This window comes from Jiella sp. M17.18 (genome assembly GCF_041027365.1).
GTDB lineage: Bacteria > Pseudomonadota > Alphaproteobacteria > Rhizobiales > Rhizobiaceae > VKMB-3413.
In genome coordinates this window covers 630400-645843 of the sequence record NZ_JBFTEH010000002.1, presented here as the reverse complement: position 1 = coordinate 645843, position 15444 = coordinate 630400, and the positions used below count along the sequence as shown (strand labels likewise).

Annotated in this window: 13 protein-coding genes and 1 riboswitch; of the genes, 7 read left to right on the top strand and 6 right to left on the bottom strand. The window is 70.2% G+C overall.

The genetic code is table 11. The annotated features are described in order from the left end of the window. Positions 1 to 381: 381 nt before the first annotated feature. Together betC and AB5S17_RS06445 are read left to right on the top strand one after the other, a co-directional pair. The gene (gene betC / locus AB5S17_RS06450) at positions 382 to 1896 is read left to right on the top strand and encodes a choline-sulfatase (RefSeq protein WP_369237339.1); all 1515 of its coding nucleotides are present in this window, start codon (positions 382 to 384) and stop codon (positions 1894 to 1896) included. Next, positions 1893 to 2540 carry a glutathione S-transferase family protein gene (locus AB5S17_RS06445; RefSeq protein ID WP_369237337.1) on the top strand — a complete coding sequence of 216 codons (648 nt, stop codon included), beginning with the start codon at positions 1893 to 1895 and terminating at the stop codon, positions 2538 to 2540. Before betC ends, AB5S17_RS06445 begins: the two co-directional genes overlap by 4 nt. Before the next feature lie 58 nt (positions 2541 to 2598). Here AB5S17_RS06445 and AB5S17_RS06440 read toward each other — a convergent pair whose 3' ends face one another. Further along, positions 2599 to 4932, bottom strand: coding sequence for a methyl-accepting chemotaxis protein (locus AB5S17_RS06440; RefSeq protein ID WP_369237335.1), 2334 nt, complete (start codon positions 4930 to 4932; stop codon positions 2599 to 2601). Positions 4933 to 5198: 266 nt separating this feature from the next. Further along, a riboswitch (glycine riboswitch) is annotated at positions 5199 to 5287 on the top strand. Between the two features lie 150 nt (positions 5288 to 5437). On the opposite strand from AB5S17_RS06440, the gene AB5S17_RS06435 reads away from it, so the two are divergent. The 4 genes from AB5S17_RS06435 (at position 5438) to AB5S17_RS06420 (ending at position 10046) form a co-directional block, all read left to right on the top strand. Beyond that, positions 5438 to 6727, top strand: coding sequence for a D-amino acid dehydrogenase (locus AB5S17_RS06435; protein WP_369237332.1), 1290 nt, complete (start codon positions 5438 to 5440; stop codon positions 6725 to 6727). Between the two features lie 98 nt (positions 6728 to 6825). Continuing rightward, complete coding sequence (locus AB5S17_RS06430) at positions 6826 to 7758, top strand: N-acetylmuramidase domain-containing protein (protein WP_369237330.1); 933 nt, start codon at positions 6826 to 6828, stop codon at positions 7756 to 7758. Between the two features lie 66 nt (positions 7759 to 7824). Beyond that, positions 7825 to 8550 (top strand): trehalose-phosphatase, encoded by a 726-nt coding sequence (otsB, locus tag AB5S17_RS06425; protein WP_369237328.1) that lies wholly within the window; start codon positions 7825 to 7827, stop codon positions 8548 to 8550. Between the two features lie 74 nt (positions 8551 to 8624). Further along, the gene (locus AB5S17_RS06420; RefSeq protein WP_369237326.1) at positions 8625 to 10046 is read left to right on the top strand and encodes a trehalose-6-phosphate synthase; all 1422 of its coding nucleotides are present in this window, start codon (positions 8625 to 8627) and stop codon (positions 10044 to 10046) included. 21 nt (positions 10047 to 10067) lie between these two features. Here AB5S17_RS06420 and AB5S17_RS06415 read toward each other — a convergent pair whose 3' ends face one another. The 5 genes from AB5S17_RS06415 to AB5S17_RS06395 all read right to left on the bottom strand — a co-directional run bounded on the left by AB5S17_RS06415 (position 10068) and on the right by AB5S17_RS06395 (position 14487). Further along, the gene (locus AB5S17_RS06415) at positions 10068 to 11225 is read right to left on the bottom strand and encodes a YbfB/YjiJ family MFS transporter (protein ID WP_369237324.1); all 1158 of its coding nucleotides are present in this window, start codon (positions 11223 to 11225) and stop codon (positions 10068 to 10070) included. A gap of 327 nt (positions 11226 to 11552) precedes the next feature. Then, the gene (locus tag AB5S17_RS06410) at positions 11553 to 11939 is read right to left on the bottom strand and encodes an RcnB family protein (protein WP_369237322.1); all 387 of its coding nucleotides are present in this window, start codon (positions 11937 to 11939) and stop codon (positions 11553 to 11555) included. 237 nt (positions 11940 to 12176) lie between these two features. After that, positions 12177 to 13442, bottom strand: coding sequence for an ATP-binding protein (locus tag AB5S17_RS06405; RefSeq protein ID WP_369237320.1), 1266 nt, complete (start codon positions 13440 to 13442; stop codon positions 12177 to 12179). Further along, positions 13439 to 14173: a response regulator gene (locus AB5S17_RS06400; protein ID WP_369237318.1), complete on the bottom strand. Its 735-nt coding sequence runs from the start codon at positions 14171 to 14173 to the stop codon at positions 13439 to 13441. Before AB5S17_RS06400 ends, AB5S17_RS06405 begins: the two co-directional genes overlap by 4 nt. A gap of 188 nt (positions 14174 to 14361) precedes the next feature. Beyond that, entirely contained in the window at positions 14362 to 14487 is a 126-nt protein-coding gene (locus AB5S17_RS06395; RefSeq protein ID WP_369237316.1) for a hypothetical protein, read from the bottom strand. Between the two features lie 238 nt (positions 14488 to 14725). Here AB5S17_RS06395 and AB5S17_RS06390 point away from each other — a divergent pair, with 238 nt between their 5' ends. After that, positions 14726 to 15403, top strand: a complete 678-nt coding sequence (locus AB5S17_RS06390) for a hypothetical protein (protein ID WP_369237314.1) — start codon at positions 14726 to 14728, stop codon at positions 15401 to 15403. Positions 15404 to 15444 lie beyond the last annotated feature (41 nt).

Genomic DNA, 15444 nt, shown 5'->3' with positions numbered 1-15444 from the left:
GCGCGATCGCGACGGCAGCGAAGGGTCCTGTCGGCTTGCGCAGGAGCTTCGCTTTTCCGCTTCGTCATCCCGGCCTTGAGCCGGGATCCATGCCAAGACGCCCGGAGCTGGCGTGACGCATCGGTAGCAGCAGGCCCATGTGGGGGACTGCCCGACATGCTGCATCGAGGCAGACTTGGCGATGTGGAGGAATGGATTTCGGCTCAAGGCCGGGATGACGAACTGGAAGACAGCACGCAGTTTTCGTCACCGGCCTCGCGCCGGCGGACGTCGCGCACGCCGACGTTCGCCTCGTCCCCATTGTCCCGCGTCGTCCTCCCGCGTTATGCCGCTCTGTCCGCCCCGAAACCCTTCCCCGAACGCAGAGGCAGAACCGCAGCCATGGCCCGCCCGAACTTCCTCATCATCATGGTCGACCAGGCCAATGGAACCCTGTTCCCGGACGGGCCGGCCGACTTCCTGCACATGCCGCATCTGAAGCGCCTCGCGCAGCGCTCGACGCGGTTCCGGAACAGCTATACGGCGAGCCCGCTCTGCGCGCCCGGCCGGGCGTCCTTCATGTCGGGCCAGCTGCCCTCGCGCACGCGGGTGTACGACAACGCCGCAGAGTTCGTCTCGGCGATCCCGACCTATGCGCATCACCTGCGCCGCGCCGGCTACCACACCTGCCTCTCCGGCAAGATGCACTTCGTCGGGCCGGACCAGCTGCACGGCTTCGAGCAACGGCTGACGACCGACGTCTATCCCGCCGATTTCGGCTGGACGCCGGACTATCGCAAGCCCGGTGAGCGGATCGACTGGTGGTACCACAATCTCGGCTCGGTCACCGGGGCGGGCGTCGCCGAGATCACCAACCAGATGGAGTATGACGACGAGGTCGCCTTCTTCGCCGAGCAGAAGCTGTTCGATCTGTCGCGCGGCCACGACGCGCGGCCCTGGGCGCTGACGGTCTCCTTCACCCATCCGCACGACCCTTACGTCGCGCGGAAAAAGTTCTGGGACCTTTACGAGGACTGCGCGCATCTGGAGCCGGAGGTCGGCCCCATCGCCTTCGAGGACCAGGACGCGCATTCGCAGCGGCTGTACAAGGCCAACGACGCGGAGAAATCCGACATCACGCCGGAGAACGTGCGGCGGGCGCGGCGCGGCTACTTCGCCAATCTCTCCTACATCGACGAGAAGATCGGCGCGCTGCTCGACGTGTTGAAGCGCACCCGCATGGACGAAAACACCATCGTCGTCTTCGTCTCCGATCACGGCGACATGCTCGGCGAGCGCGGCATGTGGTTCAAGATGAGCTTCTTCGAGGGCTCGGCCCGCGTGCCGCTGATGATCGCCGCGCCGGGGCTGGAGCCGCGGCTCGTCGAGGCGCCGGTCTCGACCATCGACCTTTCCCCGACGCTCTGCGATCTCGCCGGCATCGACATGGGCGCGGTGAAGCCGTGGACGGACGGCCATTCGCTGGTGCCGATGGTGAACGGCGAAGCCCGCCCCGAGCCGGTCTACATGGAATATGCCGCCGAGGGCTCCTACGCGCCGCTGGTTTCGATCCGCGAGGGGCGGTGGAAGTTCAACCACTGCGAACTCGACCCGCCGCAGCTCTTCGACCTCGAGGCCGACCCCAAGGAACTGACGAACCTTGCGGGGGACCCGGCCCATGCCGAGACGCTGCAGCGCTTTCAGGAGAAGATGCGGGCGCAGTGGGACATGGAACGCTACGACGCCGAGGTGCGCGAGAGCCAGGCGCGGCGCTGGGTGGTCTACGAGGCGCTGAGGAACGGCGCCTACTATCCCTGGGACTACCAGCCGCTGCAGAAGGCCTCGGAGCGCTACATGCGCAACCACATGGACTTGAACATCGTCGAAGAGTCTCAGCGCTTCCCGAGAGGAGAATGACCATGCTGACGGTCTGGGGGCGGGCGAACTCGTCCAACGTGCAGGCGGTGATGTGGGCGATCGGCGAGCTCGGCCTGCCCTATGAGCGCCATGACGTCGGGCACAAGTTCGGCGGCAACGACAAGCCGGAGTTTCTGGCCATGAACCCGAACGGGACCGTGCCCGTGGTCCGGGACGACGGCGGCGAGCCCTTATGGGAATCGGCGGCGATCCTGCGCTATCTCGCCTGGCGCTACGGCGAGCCGCCGTTCTGGCCGGCCGAGCTTGCGGCGCGCGCCCATGTCGACAAATGGGCGGAGTGGGCGAAGGTCGAGGTGGCGGCGAGCTTTGCCAAGCCGGTGTTCTGGCGCGTCGTGCGCACAGCCCCGGCCGACCGCGATCCGCAAGCGCTGGACAAGGCGCTCGCGGTCCTCGGAAAGAAGCTCGACATCGCCGAGGCGCAGCTGTCCCGTCACGCGTACCTTGCCGGCGACGACTTCACGCTCGCCGACGTCCAGTTCGGCCACATTCTCTACCGCTACTTCGATATCGACATCGCGCGCCCGGACCGGCCGGCCCTGTCCGGCTATTACGACCGGCTGACGCAGCGCCCGGCCTACCGGGAGCATGTGATGGTGAGTTACGAGGATCTGAGGGTCGTCTGACCAAGCGGGCCGCAGGCCCGCGGGGAGGGGCGAGGATCTTCCGGAGCGCCGGGAGGCGTCAGAACTCCTCCCAGCCGTCCTCGGCCTCGGTCGCCTTGCGGGCGCTGCTGCCGGTGCTGCGCAGCTGGCGGACCTTGGCGGGCTTCTTCGGCGCGTCGATGGCCGCGGGCGGCGTCCAGCGGGCGACTGGTTTCTGCGGGACGGGCGGCCGCGCCGCCGCCGGCGTGCGCGCCGGCACCGGCCGCTCGGCCTCCTCGTCCTCTTCCTGAACGGCGCTGCCGTTGGTGCGGAAGCTCTTCACCAGCGCCATGACCCGCTCCGTCTCGGTCCTCAGCTGGGCGGCGGCGGCGGTCGTCTCCTCTACCATCGCGGCATTTTGCTGGGTCGCGGTGTCCATCTGGTCGGCCGCGACGGAGACTTCCCGCAGGTTCGTCGCCTGATCCTTGGCGCTCGAGGCGATTTCGGCGACGAAGCGGCTCATCTCCGAGACGTCCGCGACGATCTCCTCCAGCGACTGGCCGGACTGCGAGACCAGCCTGACGCCGGCATCCACCTGCTCGCGCGAGGCGGCGATCAGCGCCTTGATCTCCTTGGCGGCGTCGGCAGAGCGCTGGGCGAGGCCACGCACCTCCTGCGCGACGACGGCGAAGCCGCGCCCGGCCTCGCCGGCCCGCGCCGCCTCGACGCCGGCATTCAAGGCGAGGAGATTGGTCTGGAAGGCAATCTCGTCGATGACGCCGAGGATCTTGCCGATCTTCTCCGACGACTGCTGGATGGACGCCATGGCGGAGACGGCGCGGCCGACGATCTCGCCGCCGCGCTCGGCCTTCTCCTTGGCGGTCCCCGCCGCGGTATCGGCGCGTCCGGCGCCGCGGGCGGTCTCGCCGACGCGGCCGGTGACCTCACCGAGCGCCGCCACGGTCTGTTCGAGGTTTGCGGCCTGTTGCTCCGTGCGGCGGGAGAGGTCGTCCGCGGCGACGGCGATCTCGCCGATGCCGGCGCGGATCGTGCCGAGCGAGGGAATGATCGTGCCGAGCGCCTCGTCGAGATTTTCGACGGCGCTGTTGAAGCGTTCGCCGAGCCCGTGCGGGTCCGGCAGGCCCGGTTCGACGCGAGCGGTGAGATCACCGTCGGCAAGACGGGCGAGGGCATCGCCGAGCCGCTCGGCGAGCATGTCGTTGCGGCGGTTCGCCTCGGCCTCGGCAGCCTCGCGCGCCGCCTGTTCGCGCAGCGCCGTATCGCGGGCGGTCGCAGCTTCCGTCTCGGCGGCACTTTCGGCTTTGCCGCGGCTTTCGCTGAGCTCGTTCAAGGCGCGGGCCAGCGCGCCGAACTCGTGCCGGGGCGCGAGCATCGCGGCGGACATCTCCTCCGTCGCCCCGCCCGCGCCGATCCGGCTGACGAGGTCGGCGGCCGAACGAACCCGCCTGCCGAGCAAGCGACCGGTCACCTGAGCGCAGAGCAGCCCGACAAGGATCAGGATCAGGCAGGCGGCCGCCGCGCCGATCGCGACCCGGTCGGCATAGGCGTGCTCGGCCGGCGCGATGCCCGCCTCGGTGTCCGCGATCGTCTGGCCCACGCTCGCCAGCGACTTGTCGAGCGCGGCAGGCATGCCGGTGAGCACCGCCTCGCGCAGCGCGCCGATCTTGCCGCCCGCCTGGTCGGCTTCGCCGAATGCCGTCTGGAAGTCCTTGATCAGCGTCAGCGCCGCCTTGGCGCGTTCGAGCTGCGGCGGGTCGGTCATGATCTTGACCATGGCGTCGTAGCGCCCGAGCGTCTCCGCCAGCTTCGCCTCGACGGTCTTGGCCGCCGCCGCGTCGCGCAGCTGGATCGCTCGTTCGCTCGAATAGAGGCCCTGGTTCAGAGAATCGAAGGTCTGGGTCGCCTGGTAGAGCGCCTCGATGTCGAAGGCGCGCCAGGCGGTCAGCATCACGTCCGCCATCGCTCCGCTGGCCAGCGGCCCCGCGTCCTCGAGCTTGGTGACGGCGTCCTGGCGCGCGGCGTGCAGGCCGGCATAGTCGGAGAAGGCGCCGGCATAGCGGTCGAGATCGGCCCGGACCGCGGCGAGCCGCGGCTGCAAGTGTGCCTCGCCCGCGAGCAGCGCCGCCGTGTCGTCCGCCTGCTTGCGCGCCGTCGCCGCCGCCGCCTCGAAGGCCGAAGCGGCAGTTTCGGACGGCGAGAGGTCGTAGTCGAGGGCGGTCTTGCGCAGAGCCGCGACGTCGGCACGCAATGCCGCCACGGCGGCGCCCTGCCGCAGGACGTCTGCGCCGTCCGCAGCATAGCCGGCGAAGCCGCCGAGCGCCCGGATCAGGCCGAGGCAGAGCAGCGCCGCGAGAAGCGCGACGGGCAGGAAACCGATCGTGATACGGCCTCTGGCGCCGAGTCTTTCCGACATACCCTTCCCTTCGTGGCCGCGGGACCGGCGCCCCTGGCATCCCCCGCGGACGCGTGGACTTTGCGATAAGCCACGGCCGTTGCCGCCAAAGCGGCGCGCGGCCTTCACTTCCGGAACGTTAGTCGCCAGAGATGGTGCGACGCTTGCCAGTGAGGCGCGGCCGGCGGAGCGTCTCATGCGCCGGCCGCATGACGGCCATGCCGAGCCGGCCTTCGGCCGCGTCGGTTCTTGCTAGAGAGCAGCCTTTCCCCTATGTCGCGGGGATATCGACGCATGCGGGAGAGACCGGCGACGAGCCGGCGCCGAAGGAGCAACCGCCCCGGAAACTCTCAGGCAGAAGGACCGCTTGGCGTCGCAAGAGTCCGAAGAGAGACGGCGCGCGAAACGCCGTCCGCCGAAGGAGAAAACGCCGCGCGGACGTCGTCCGCGGTCGTGAAGCTCTGGTGGCTCATGACGGAAGGGGCAGGACCGAGACCCCCGCATCGCGCGGGAGGAAGGGATCGTCATGACCTCCATCGCCGTGATCGGCGCCGGCATCACCGGGATCACCACCGCCTACAAGCTTCTCCTGCGCGGCTTCGACGTCACCGTCTTCGACCGCAACGCCCATGCGGCCATGGAGACCTCCTTCGCCAATGCCGGCCAGCTCTCGGCCTCGAATGCCGAAGTGTGGAACCAGCCGTCGACCTTCCTCAAGGGCGTCAAATGGATGCTGAAGAAGGACGCGCCGCTGCTCGTCCATCCGGCGCCCAGCTGGCACAAGCTCTCCTGGATGGCCGAATTCGTGCTGGCGGCGCGGGACTACGAGTCCAATACGATCGCGACGACGAAGCTCGCCATCGAGGCGCGCCGGCACCTTCTCGACATGGCGGAGGCCGAGGGCTTCGACTTCGACGCCGAGATGCGCGGCATCCTGCATGTCTATGAGCAGCAGGACGAGTTCGACCACGGTGCCGCCGTCAACCGGCTGCTGGAGAAGGGCGGCCTGACGCGCCGCGCGGTGACGCCGGCCGAGATCGCGGCGATCGAGCCCGCGCTGAGCGGCAACTTCGTCGGCGGCTTCTTCACCGAGACCGACTTCACCGGGGACATCCACAAGTTCACCCGCCGGCTTGCCGAGGCGTGCCTGCGCCGCGGCGCGACGATCCGCACCGATGCCGACGTAACGCGGCTGACCGCCTCCGATCACGGCGGCGCGACCGTCGCCTGGCAGGACCGCGATACCTCCGCCGGGGCGGCGCGGACGGAGCGCTTCGACGCGGTGGTCGTCTGTGCCGGCGTCGCCAGCCGGCGCTTCGCCCGGCAGCTCGGCGACCGCGTGAACATCTATCCGGTCAAGGGCTATTCGGTGACCGTCAATCTCGATGATGCGGCAAGCCGGGAGGCGGCGCCCTGGGTCTCGATCCTCGACGACCACGCCAAGGTCGCGACCAGCCGGCTCGGGGCTGACCGCCTGAGGATCGCCGGGACGGCCGAGTTCGCCGGCGAGAACCGCGACATCAAGGCGGCGCGCATCCGCCCGCTGGTCGACTGGTGCCGCCTGCGCTTTCCCGGTGTGTCGACCGCCTCCGTCCTGCCCTGGGCCGGCCTCAGGCCGATGATGCCGAACATGCTGCCGCGCGTCGGGCGCGGGCGGCGGCCGTCGGTGTTCTACAACACCGGCCATGGCCATCTCGGCTGGACGCTGGCGGCCGCGACCGCGGACATCGTCGCGGCGGAAATCGCCGGTGCCTTCGCCGGGCGCCTGCTCGCCGGCGCCTCCGATACTCGAAAGGCCGACGCGCTGGCCGCCTGATGGCCGCCCGTTTCGGGGCTTTCAGCCAAAACTTGTCCCCGTCCCCCGCATCGCGCCGACACTGAGCCTCGTGTCGGACGTGAACGCGGGATCGGGACATGCAGGTTCAAGGTGACGTTCTGGAGGCGGCGCGCCGGGTCGGCGCGGCGGAGACGGTCGATCCGGCGGCGCTCGTCGCCGTCGCGATCGTCGAGACGCGGGCCGTGCCGCTCGCCTTCTTCGACAGGCGGGCGGAGCCGCTGATCCGCTTCGAGGGCCATTATTTCGATCGCCTGCTCAAGAAGGCCGACCGGGCGCGGGCGCGGGCGGCGGGGCTGGCGAGCCCGAAGGCGGGCGGTGTGAGGAATCCGGCCTCGCAGGCCGGCCGGTGGCAGCTTTTCGACCGCGCGGCCGCAATCGACGCCGAGGCGGCGGCCGGCTCCGTCTCCTGGGGACTCTGCCAGGTGATGGGCTCGAACTGGAAGAGCCTCGGCTTCGAGTCGGCCGCGGCGCTGGCCGCCTGCGCGCGCGGCTCGATCGGCGGCCAGATGACAGTCGGGGCGCGGTTCCTGGCCGCCGGCAAGCTCGCAGCGCGCCTGGCGGCGGGAGACTTCGCCGGCTTCGCCCGGCGCTACAACGGCCCGGCCTACGCCCAGAACCGCTACGACACGAAGATCCGGACGGCCTATCATCAGGCCGTGTCGATGTTGTCGCGGGGCGGCGGCGGGAGCGATCCTGCGCCGCTCGCGATGGGCGCGACCGGGGAGGCGGTGCGGCAACTCCAGGCGGCGCTAGCGCGCTGGGGACAGCAGATCGCGGTGGACGGCGTCTTCGGGCCGGCGACAGAGGCGGCGCTGGCGCCGTTCCGGCGCGGCGGCCGGGGCCCGCTGGTCGAGCGGCTGCAGACCGCGCTCGCGGCGCACGGCCATGCGGTGGCGCTGGACGGGATCTTCGGCGCCAGGACCGAGGCCGCGCTCGGCGCGTTCCAGGCCAGCCAGGCCCTGCCGCCGACAGGCGCCTGCGATGCGGCGACGCTGCTCGCGCTTCTGTGAGGAATGTGATCGCCGGGGCCTTTTTGGGTGGCATCGGCGGTCACGCTCTCTATCTTGCATGGCATCATGTTGAAGCCGCCCGCCATCGATCCGAGTCGCCACGCCGTCTTCCTCGACTTCGACGGGACGCTGGTCGAACTCGTCGACGATCCGGACGGCGTGCGGCTCGCGCCGCCGGCGCTGGAGCGGCTGGAGGCGCTGTCGGAGGAACTCTCCGGCGCGCTGGCGATCGTCAGCGGACGGCGGATTTCCGATCTCGACCGGTTCCTCGCGCCGCTGCGATTCGCCGCGGCAGGGGTGCACGGCCTGGAACGGCGGCCTGCGCCGGGAGCGGCGGTCGAGCGTCTCGCCGGGCCGGAACTCCTCGACGATGTCCGCAGCGCCCTCACCGATGTCCTCGCCGCGCATCCGCGCCTGAAGCTCGAGGACAAGGGCACCGCCCTCGTCCTGCACTACCGCACCGCCGGGGATCTCCAGGAAGCCGCCGAGGCCGCGATGGCGCAGGCGACGTCCGGCCGGGACGATCTCGTCGTCATGAACGGCGACAACATCGTCGAGGTGCATCCGGCGGGGATGGACAAGGGCGTCGCGCTCGGCGCGATGATGGAACATCCCCCGTTCAAGGGGCGCGTGCCGATCTATGTCGGCGACGATACGACGGACGAGTTCGCGCTGAAGACGGTGCGCCAGGCGGGTGGGGTCTCGATCAAGGCCGGCTCCAAGCCGAGCGCCGCCGAATTCCGCCTCGCGGACGTTCCGGCGGTGCATCGCTGGCTCGGCGTGCCCGACTGAGGCAAACGACATCGACAACGAAAGAAGAAGAGCGGGCCGGCCTTCGTCGGCCGCTGGCATGGGGAAGGGAGACGATGGCTGAGAGACAGCGGCGGCTGGTCGCCGTGTCGAACCGCGTGGGGCCGTTGAGCGACGAAGGCAAGGCGGGCGGTCTCGCGGTCGGCCTGTCGGACGCGCTCAAGCGTCGCGGCGGACTGTGGTTCGGCTGGAGCGGCAATACCTCGGACGAGGGCACCTTCAGGGAGGCCGAAACCGTCATCCAGGACCATGTGTCGATGACGACGATCGACATGAACAAGGAGGAGCTGGAAGGCTTCTATCTCCATTACGCCAACCGCTCGCTCTGGCCGCTGCTGCACTACCGGCTCGACCTGGCTGAGTTCGACCGCCAGTCGGACCGGATCTACCGGTCGGTGAACCAGCGTTTCGCGGCGCGGCTGGCCCCGCTCCTCGAGCCGGACGACCTCGTCTGGGTGCACGACTACCACTTCTTCTATCTCGGCTCGGAACTGAGGCAGTGCGGCTTCAAGGGCCGGATCGGCTTCTTCCTGCACATTCCGTTCTGCGCCCCGGAGATTTTCACGGCGCTGCCGGCGAGCCACGACATCGTGCGGGCGATGCTGGCCTATGACGTCGTCGGCTTCCAGACCGACACCGACCGGCGCAACTTCGCCAATTTCTGCGTACGCGAGCTCGGCGGCGAGAAGCTGCCCGGCCACCGCATCCGGGTCGGCGACCGGACCATCGTCGCCAAGGCCTTTCCCATCGGCATCGACGCGACCGGCTATGCGCGCTTCGCCGTATCGCCGGAGGCCGGCGAGCACGAGGAGATGCTGCGCGATCTCGCCGGCGAGCGGCTGCAGATCGTCGGCGTCGACCGGATGGACTATTCGAAGGGGCTGGTCGAGCGCTTCAAGGGCTTCGAGCGGCTGCTCGAGGACTATCCGGAGAACCGCGGCAAGGTGCAGTTCCTGCAGGTGGCGCCGCTGTCGCGCTCGGAACTCGACGCCTATGTCGAGCTCAGGCGCGAGCTGGAGGAACTCGCCGGCCACATCAACGGCCGCTTCGCGACGCTCGACTGGACGCCGATCCAGATCATGACGCGCGGCTTCACCCGCCGGGCGCTCGCCGGGATCTACCGTGCGGCACGGGTCTGCCTGGTGACGCCGCTGCGCGACGGCATGAACCTCGTCGCCAAGGAATTCGTCGCCGCCCAGGATCCGAGCGATCCCGGCGTCCTCATCCTCTCGCGCTTTGCCGGTGCGCGGGCGGAGCTGGAGAACGACGCGCTGGTGGTCAATCCCTATTCGACGGACGACGTGGCCCGGGCCCTGCAGCGTGCGTTGACCATGCCCTTCGACGAGCGCAGCCGGCGCTGGGAAGGCATGCGGGAGGCGGTCTTCGCGGGAACGGCCGAGACCTGGTGCGACAACTTCATCGGCGAGCTCGAGACCTTCGACGGGAGCGGTGGCGAGGTCGCCGGCGCGCCGGCCTGAGCTGCAGGCCGGGAGCGGGCGTCAGGCTGCGGCGCCTGCCGGTCGCATGCGGATCGCAAAACCGAGCGAGGCGAGGCCGACGACCAGCACGGCCGCCGAAGCGACGAGCGCCGTCGCATAGTCCGCCGGCCCCGAAACCAGGAGGCCGGCGGCGAGCGGCCCGAGCATCTGGCCAAGACCGAAGCCGGCCGTGAGGATCGCGAAGCCGCGGCCGCCGAGCCCGTGCCGACCGAGCGGCATCGTCAGCAGCGTGATCGCCATGAAGGTGCCGCCGAACAGGATCGCGCCGAGGATCGCTGCCGCGCCGCTGTCGCTGACGGCCGGCAAGAGGACGCCGACGATCTGCGCGACATAGGCCGTCGCGAGCGCGGCGGAGAAGCCTATCCGCTCCGCGATGCGCGACCAGACGAGGCAGCTCGGCAGGCCCGCGAGGCCGACGACGATCCACACCCAGTCGCCCATCGCCTCCAGCCCGGGCCGGCCCTTGACCATGGCGACGATGAAGGTGGCGAAGACCGAGTAGCCGAGCCCCTCGCAGGTATAGTTGACGAAGAGCGGCCAGAACGGCAGCGGCCGCGGGATCCGCCGCCGGGGATCGCGCGGCTTGTCGCTGCGCGGCAGGTCGCGGTCGCCGACGGCCGCGAAGATGAACGGGACGAGCAGTCCCGAGACGAGGCCGACGGCGATCCACAGGGCCGCCGAACTGAGGGCCGGCGCTGCGAGATGCACGATCAGGCCGGACACGGCGATCCCGCTGCCGACGCCGCCGAACACCCAGCTCAGCCGCGCCTCCGAATCGACCTTCGCCAGCGATTCGGCGATCATGCCGGCGGCCGAGATCATCGCGAAGGCGCTGGCGAGCCCCGACACCGTCCGCAGCACCAGCCAGCCGCCGAGGCTGCCCGTGAGGCCCATGGCGAGGGTGGACAGGACGCTGGCCACGACGGCGCTTCGGAAGGCGACGCGCCTTGGCCGGCCCGGCCGCACGAAGGAGGTCAGCAACGACCCCGCGAGATAGCCGGCGAAGTTCGCAGCGGCGATCAGGCCCGCCGTGCTCGGGCCGAAACCGTAGTCGCGCTGCATCAGCGGCAGGAGCGGCGTGTAGACAAAGCGCCCGACGCCCATCACGAGGCCGAGCGTCAGGAATCCGCCGAGAAGAAGCCGGGTGGTGGGTGCCATGGGACGGAAGCGCTCGATGAGGCGGAGAATGGAGAGGCACGTGCGCCGGAACGGCGATGATGGCTTGGACGAAGCCGGGCCGATCGCATTCCCGATGCAGCTTCCATAGACCAGCCGCGCGATGCGGAACAAGGCGTGTCAGCGGCGGAGTCGGCCAGCGGGCGATGGCGTCGGCACGCTGGTCTCCAGCCTCACGGGTTCACGGGATCGCCTCGCGCCACCTCAGTCGTTCGAGAGCCGCCGCGACGCAACAGAGCCGGCCATGACGCGCATGACCGGCCCCCTCCGAGCGCCGACGGATCGACGCGTTCGTTTGCGCGGCCGCGCCTACTGCGAGGCCGCGACGATGCTGGCGACCAGGCCGGTCGCGCCGGCGATGAGGATGTACTCGTTGCCGACGCGGACCCAGCGCTGGCCGCGGCCGGGGCGGTGCAGGCCGTGCCTGCGCCAGTCGGTCACCACGTGACCGCGCTCGGCATCCGGCCTGGCACCGCCGCGGCGGTGCCAGGCCGGATGCCGATCATGGCGGACATGCCGGGCGATGCGATGGCGGGGCCCGCGATCCTCGTGCCGGCGATCCGCTTCCTGCGGCACCGGCGGCCGCGTAACGTCGTGGTGCTGCGGGCGGTTGGTCTGCGCGAGTGCCGGAACCGCGCCGATGGCGGGGGCCGCGACGGCGAGACTGAGGATGACTGCAATCGGCTTCAACAGCATGGCCGAACTCCTTCACTTCGAGTGACGGGCTGGTCGCCCGTTTCAAAAGGGGTAATCCCGCGTCGCGCCGATCGATCCCGTGAAGAAACGTAACTGGCCGCGCCGATCACCGACCGAAGAGAGGAAGAGAGAGAGAGAGAGAGAGAGAGAGAGAGAGAGAGAGAGAGAGAGACGGGTGCCGGCCGGCATCCCCGGCCATAGGGCTCGGTCGCTATGATCCGCGGGGATAGCTCGCCACTACACAGCTCCCTCCTGCGCCAGCGGCAGGCGCACCGTCTGGGTCAGTCCGCCGCCCTTCCGGTTGGCGATCTCGATCGAGCCGCCGGACTGGTCGATGATCTCCTTGGCGATCGCCATGCCGAGACCGGCGCCCGGCTTCAGCTGCCGCCGGCCGGGATCGACGCGGAAGAAGGGCTCGAACGCCCGCGTGATCAGCTCGTCGGGTATGCCGGGGCCGCGGTCGGCGATGGTGATGACCGCAGCGCCCGCCGCCTGCGACAGCGATACGTCGGCGCCGCCGCCATGGACGGCGGCGTTGTCGATGAGGTTGCGCAGCGCGCGCTTCAGCGCCAGCGGCCGCGCCGCGGTGGAGACGGGGCGGGTGCCGGTGTCGAGAGCCGCGACCGGATGGCCGATTTCGCGCAGTTCCCCGGTGATTTCGGCGAGCAGCGGCCCGAGCTCGATCGGCTCGCGCGCTGCCGGATCGACTTCCTCGCGCACCAGCCGGATCGCGGAATCGGCGATCCGGTCGAGCTCGGCGAGGTCCTTCAGCCAGGTCTCGCGCTCCTCGTCCGGCAGGAACTCGGCGCGCAGCCGCATGCGCGTCATCGGGGTCCTCAGATCGTGCCCGGCGGCGGCGACGAGCCGCATGCGCCCTTCAATCGCCGCCCGGACCCGCGCCGTCAGCCGGTTCAGCGCCGAGGCGGTGGCCCGCACCTCGACGGGCCCGTCCTCCGGCACATGCGCCGGCAGGCCGTCGGGGCCGACCGAGGAGACGGCCTCGTCGAGGATGCGCAAGGGTCGCGTGATCTTGGTCGCGGCATAGATCGAGACGGCCGCGGCGCCGACGGCAACAATCGAGAGATAGGCGATGAAGCCGGCCCGGTTGCGCGGCGGAAAGCCGGGATAGGGCAGGTAGGCCCACTTGCCCGGCGAGAATTCGAAGGCGAGCTGCCGCGTCCTCGACCGGGGATCGCTGGCGATGCGGACCGGGATGTCGAGCCCCTTCTGGGCGAGGACATCGTGGATCCCCTCGCTCTCGCGCACCAGGAAGTCCGGTCCGGACCGCGGCATGCCGCCGATCTCGACGCCGAGCCGTTCGGCTGCCGTGGGGTCGCTGGCCAGCACCGTCGCGATGATGCGGACCTCCTCGGCGAAGGTCGCCTGGAAGCTCTCGTGGTCCGGCCGTTCCAGCACCTGCACCGAGATCAGTCCGGCGATCGCGACGACGCCGAGGATCGCGGCCACGAGGAGGAGCGCCAGCCGCGAGCGGAGCGACTTCATTCGGTCTCGGTCCCGTGCTTTTCGACCCGGGCCGCGAACTGATAGCCGCCGTTGCGGACCGTCTTGAACAGGCGGAAGACGCCGCTGTCGTTGAACTTGCGCCTGAGGCGGCTCATCGTGACGTCGATCGACCGGTCGAAGGGATCGGCGGAGCGACCGTGCAAAAGGTCCATCAGCACGTCGCGGGAGAGCACGCGGCCGGGCCGGTCGAGAAAGATCATCAACAGGTCGAACTCGGCGCCCGTCAGCGGGATCTCCTCGCCCTGGCCATCCCTGACCGAACGGCGATCCGGCTCGACGGAGAAGCCCTCGAAGGCATAGCTGCGCGCCTGCGGTTCCTGCGAGGTCTCGCCGCCGGCGCCGCTGCCGCGCCGCAGGACGGCCCGGATGCGGGCGGCGAGTTCGCGCGGGTTGAACGGCTTGCCGAGATAGTCGTCGGCCCCGAGTTCCAGACCGATGATGCGGTCGACGTCCTCCTTCAGCGCGGTCAGGAGGATGATCGCGATCTCCGGCCGGCGCTCCTTCAGGTCGCGGCAGATGTCGAGGCCGGACCCGTCGGGCAGCATGACGTCGAGCACCACGAGGTCGACCCGGCTGTCGGCGATCTTCTGCTCGCACTGCCGGCGATTGGCCGCGATCGCGCACCGGAACCCCTGGCCGTCCAGATACTTTCCGAGCAGGCGGCCGATCTCGGGATCGTCGTCGACGACCAGGATGTTGGGTGTACTCATGGCAGGTCCCTCGCGCGCACTCGCTTCTCCTCTTTGAAGCGCCGCCTCTGCCCCCGCGAGCCGATTTTTGTTTCGCCGTGTTGCGGGCGGGGCCCGCGCAACGTTCCGTAACAAGTTTCCGCCCGGCTCGCGACATTTCGCAATCTGCGGCCGCACGATCGCAACATCCGGCCCCTAGCTTCCGACCATCACGCATCGAACGAGAGGATATCGATGATGATCACCGAAACGAACCGTGCCGGCAGAGCCGGTCGCACGCGCCGTGTCGCCGCGGTCTTCGCCGCGGCGCTGATGGCATCCACCGGCGTCGCCATGGCGCAGCAATCCGGTCAGCCGACGCCCCCGCCGCCGCCCGCCGCCGGACCGGGGCCGGGCCAGGCCATGGGCCCGCAGGGAGGGCCGCAGGGCGGACCGCAGATTCCGCCGCCGCCGCATCACGGCCCGCAGCGGATGGCCGACCACGGCCCTGGCTGGGATAGAGGTCCCGGCGGCCGGCATCCGGGCCCGCAGGGCGGCCCGGGCTGGGGACCGCATCACCCCGGCATGCCCGGCATGATGGCGCCGGCAAAGATCGCCGGCGCGCTGTCGATCATCGAGACCGGCATCGGCGTCAGGCCCGACCAGATGGGCGCGTGGCGCAACTTCACCGGCGCGCTGATCGCCTTCGTGGAAGCCTCGCAGCCGCCGTTCATGGGCGGACCGGGCGGGCCGGGCGCACCCGGCGGCGTCCGCATGATGCCGAACGCCAATGCGCCGCAGCCGGGCAACCCGCCGGCACCGGGGCCCCGGGCGAACGGCCAGCCGTCCGCCGCGGACAACGGCGGACCGGCCGCGGTGGGTCAGGACAACGCCAAGGCCCGGGCCTTCCGCTTCCTCGACCGTTTCGCCGACCGCGCCATCGATCGCGGGGAGAAGGCGAAGGCGCTGAAGAACGCCATCGGCCAACTCCAGAACGTCCTGACCGACGAGCAGGTGCAGACGGCGCGCGGTCTCGTCCGGTCGATGATGATGGAAGCCCGCGCGCGACACGGCGGCTGGCACCACCATCACCACGGCTGGGGTCGCGGCGAGAAGATGGGCCCCGGCGACGGAATGCGGCCCGACCGCATGGGCCCCCACCACATGGGACCTGGCGACGACATGGGGCCGGCCATGGGGCCGCATCACGGCATGGGCCCGGGGCCGCAGGGTCCCGATGACGACGACGGTTTCGGTCCCGACAACGGCTGACCGGCCTGACACGACGGGCGGCGCATTCCCTCCCGCGCCGC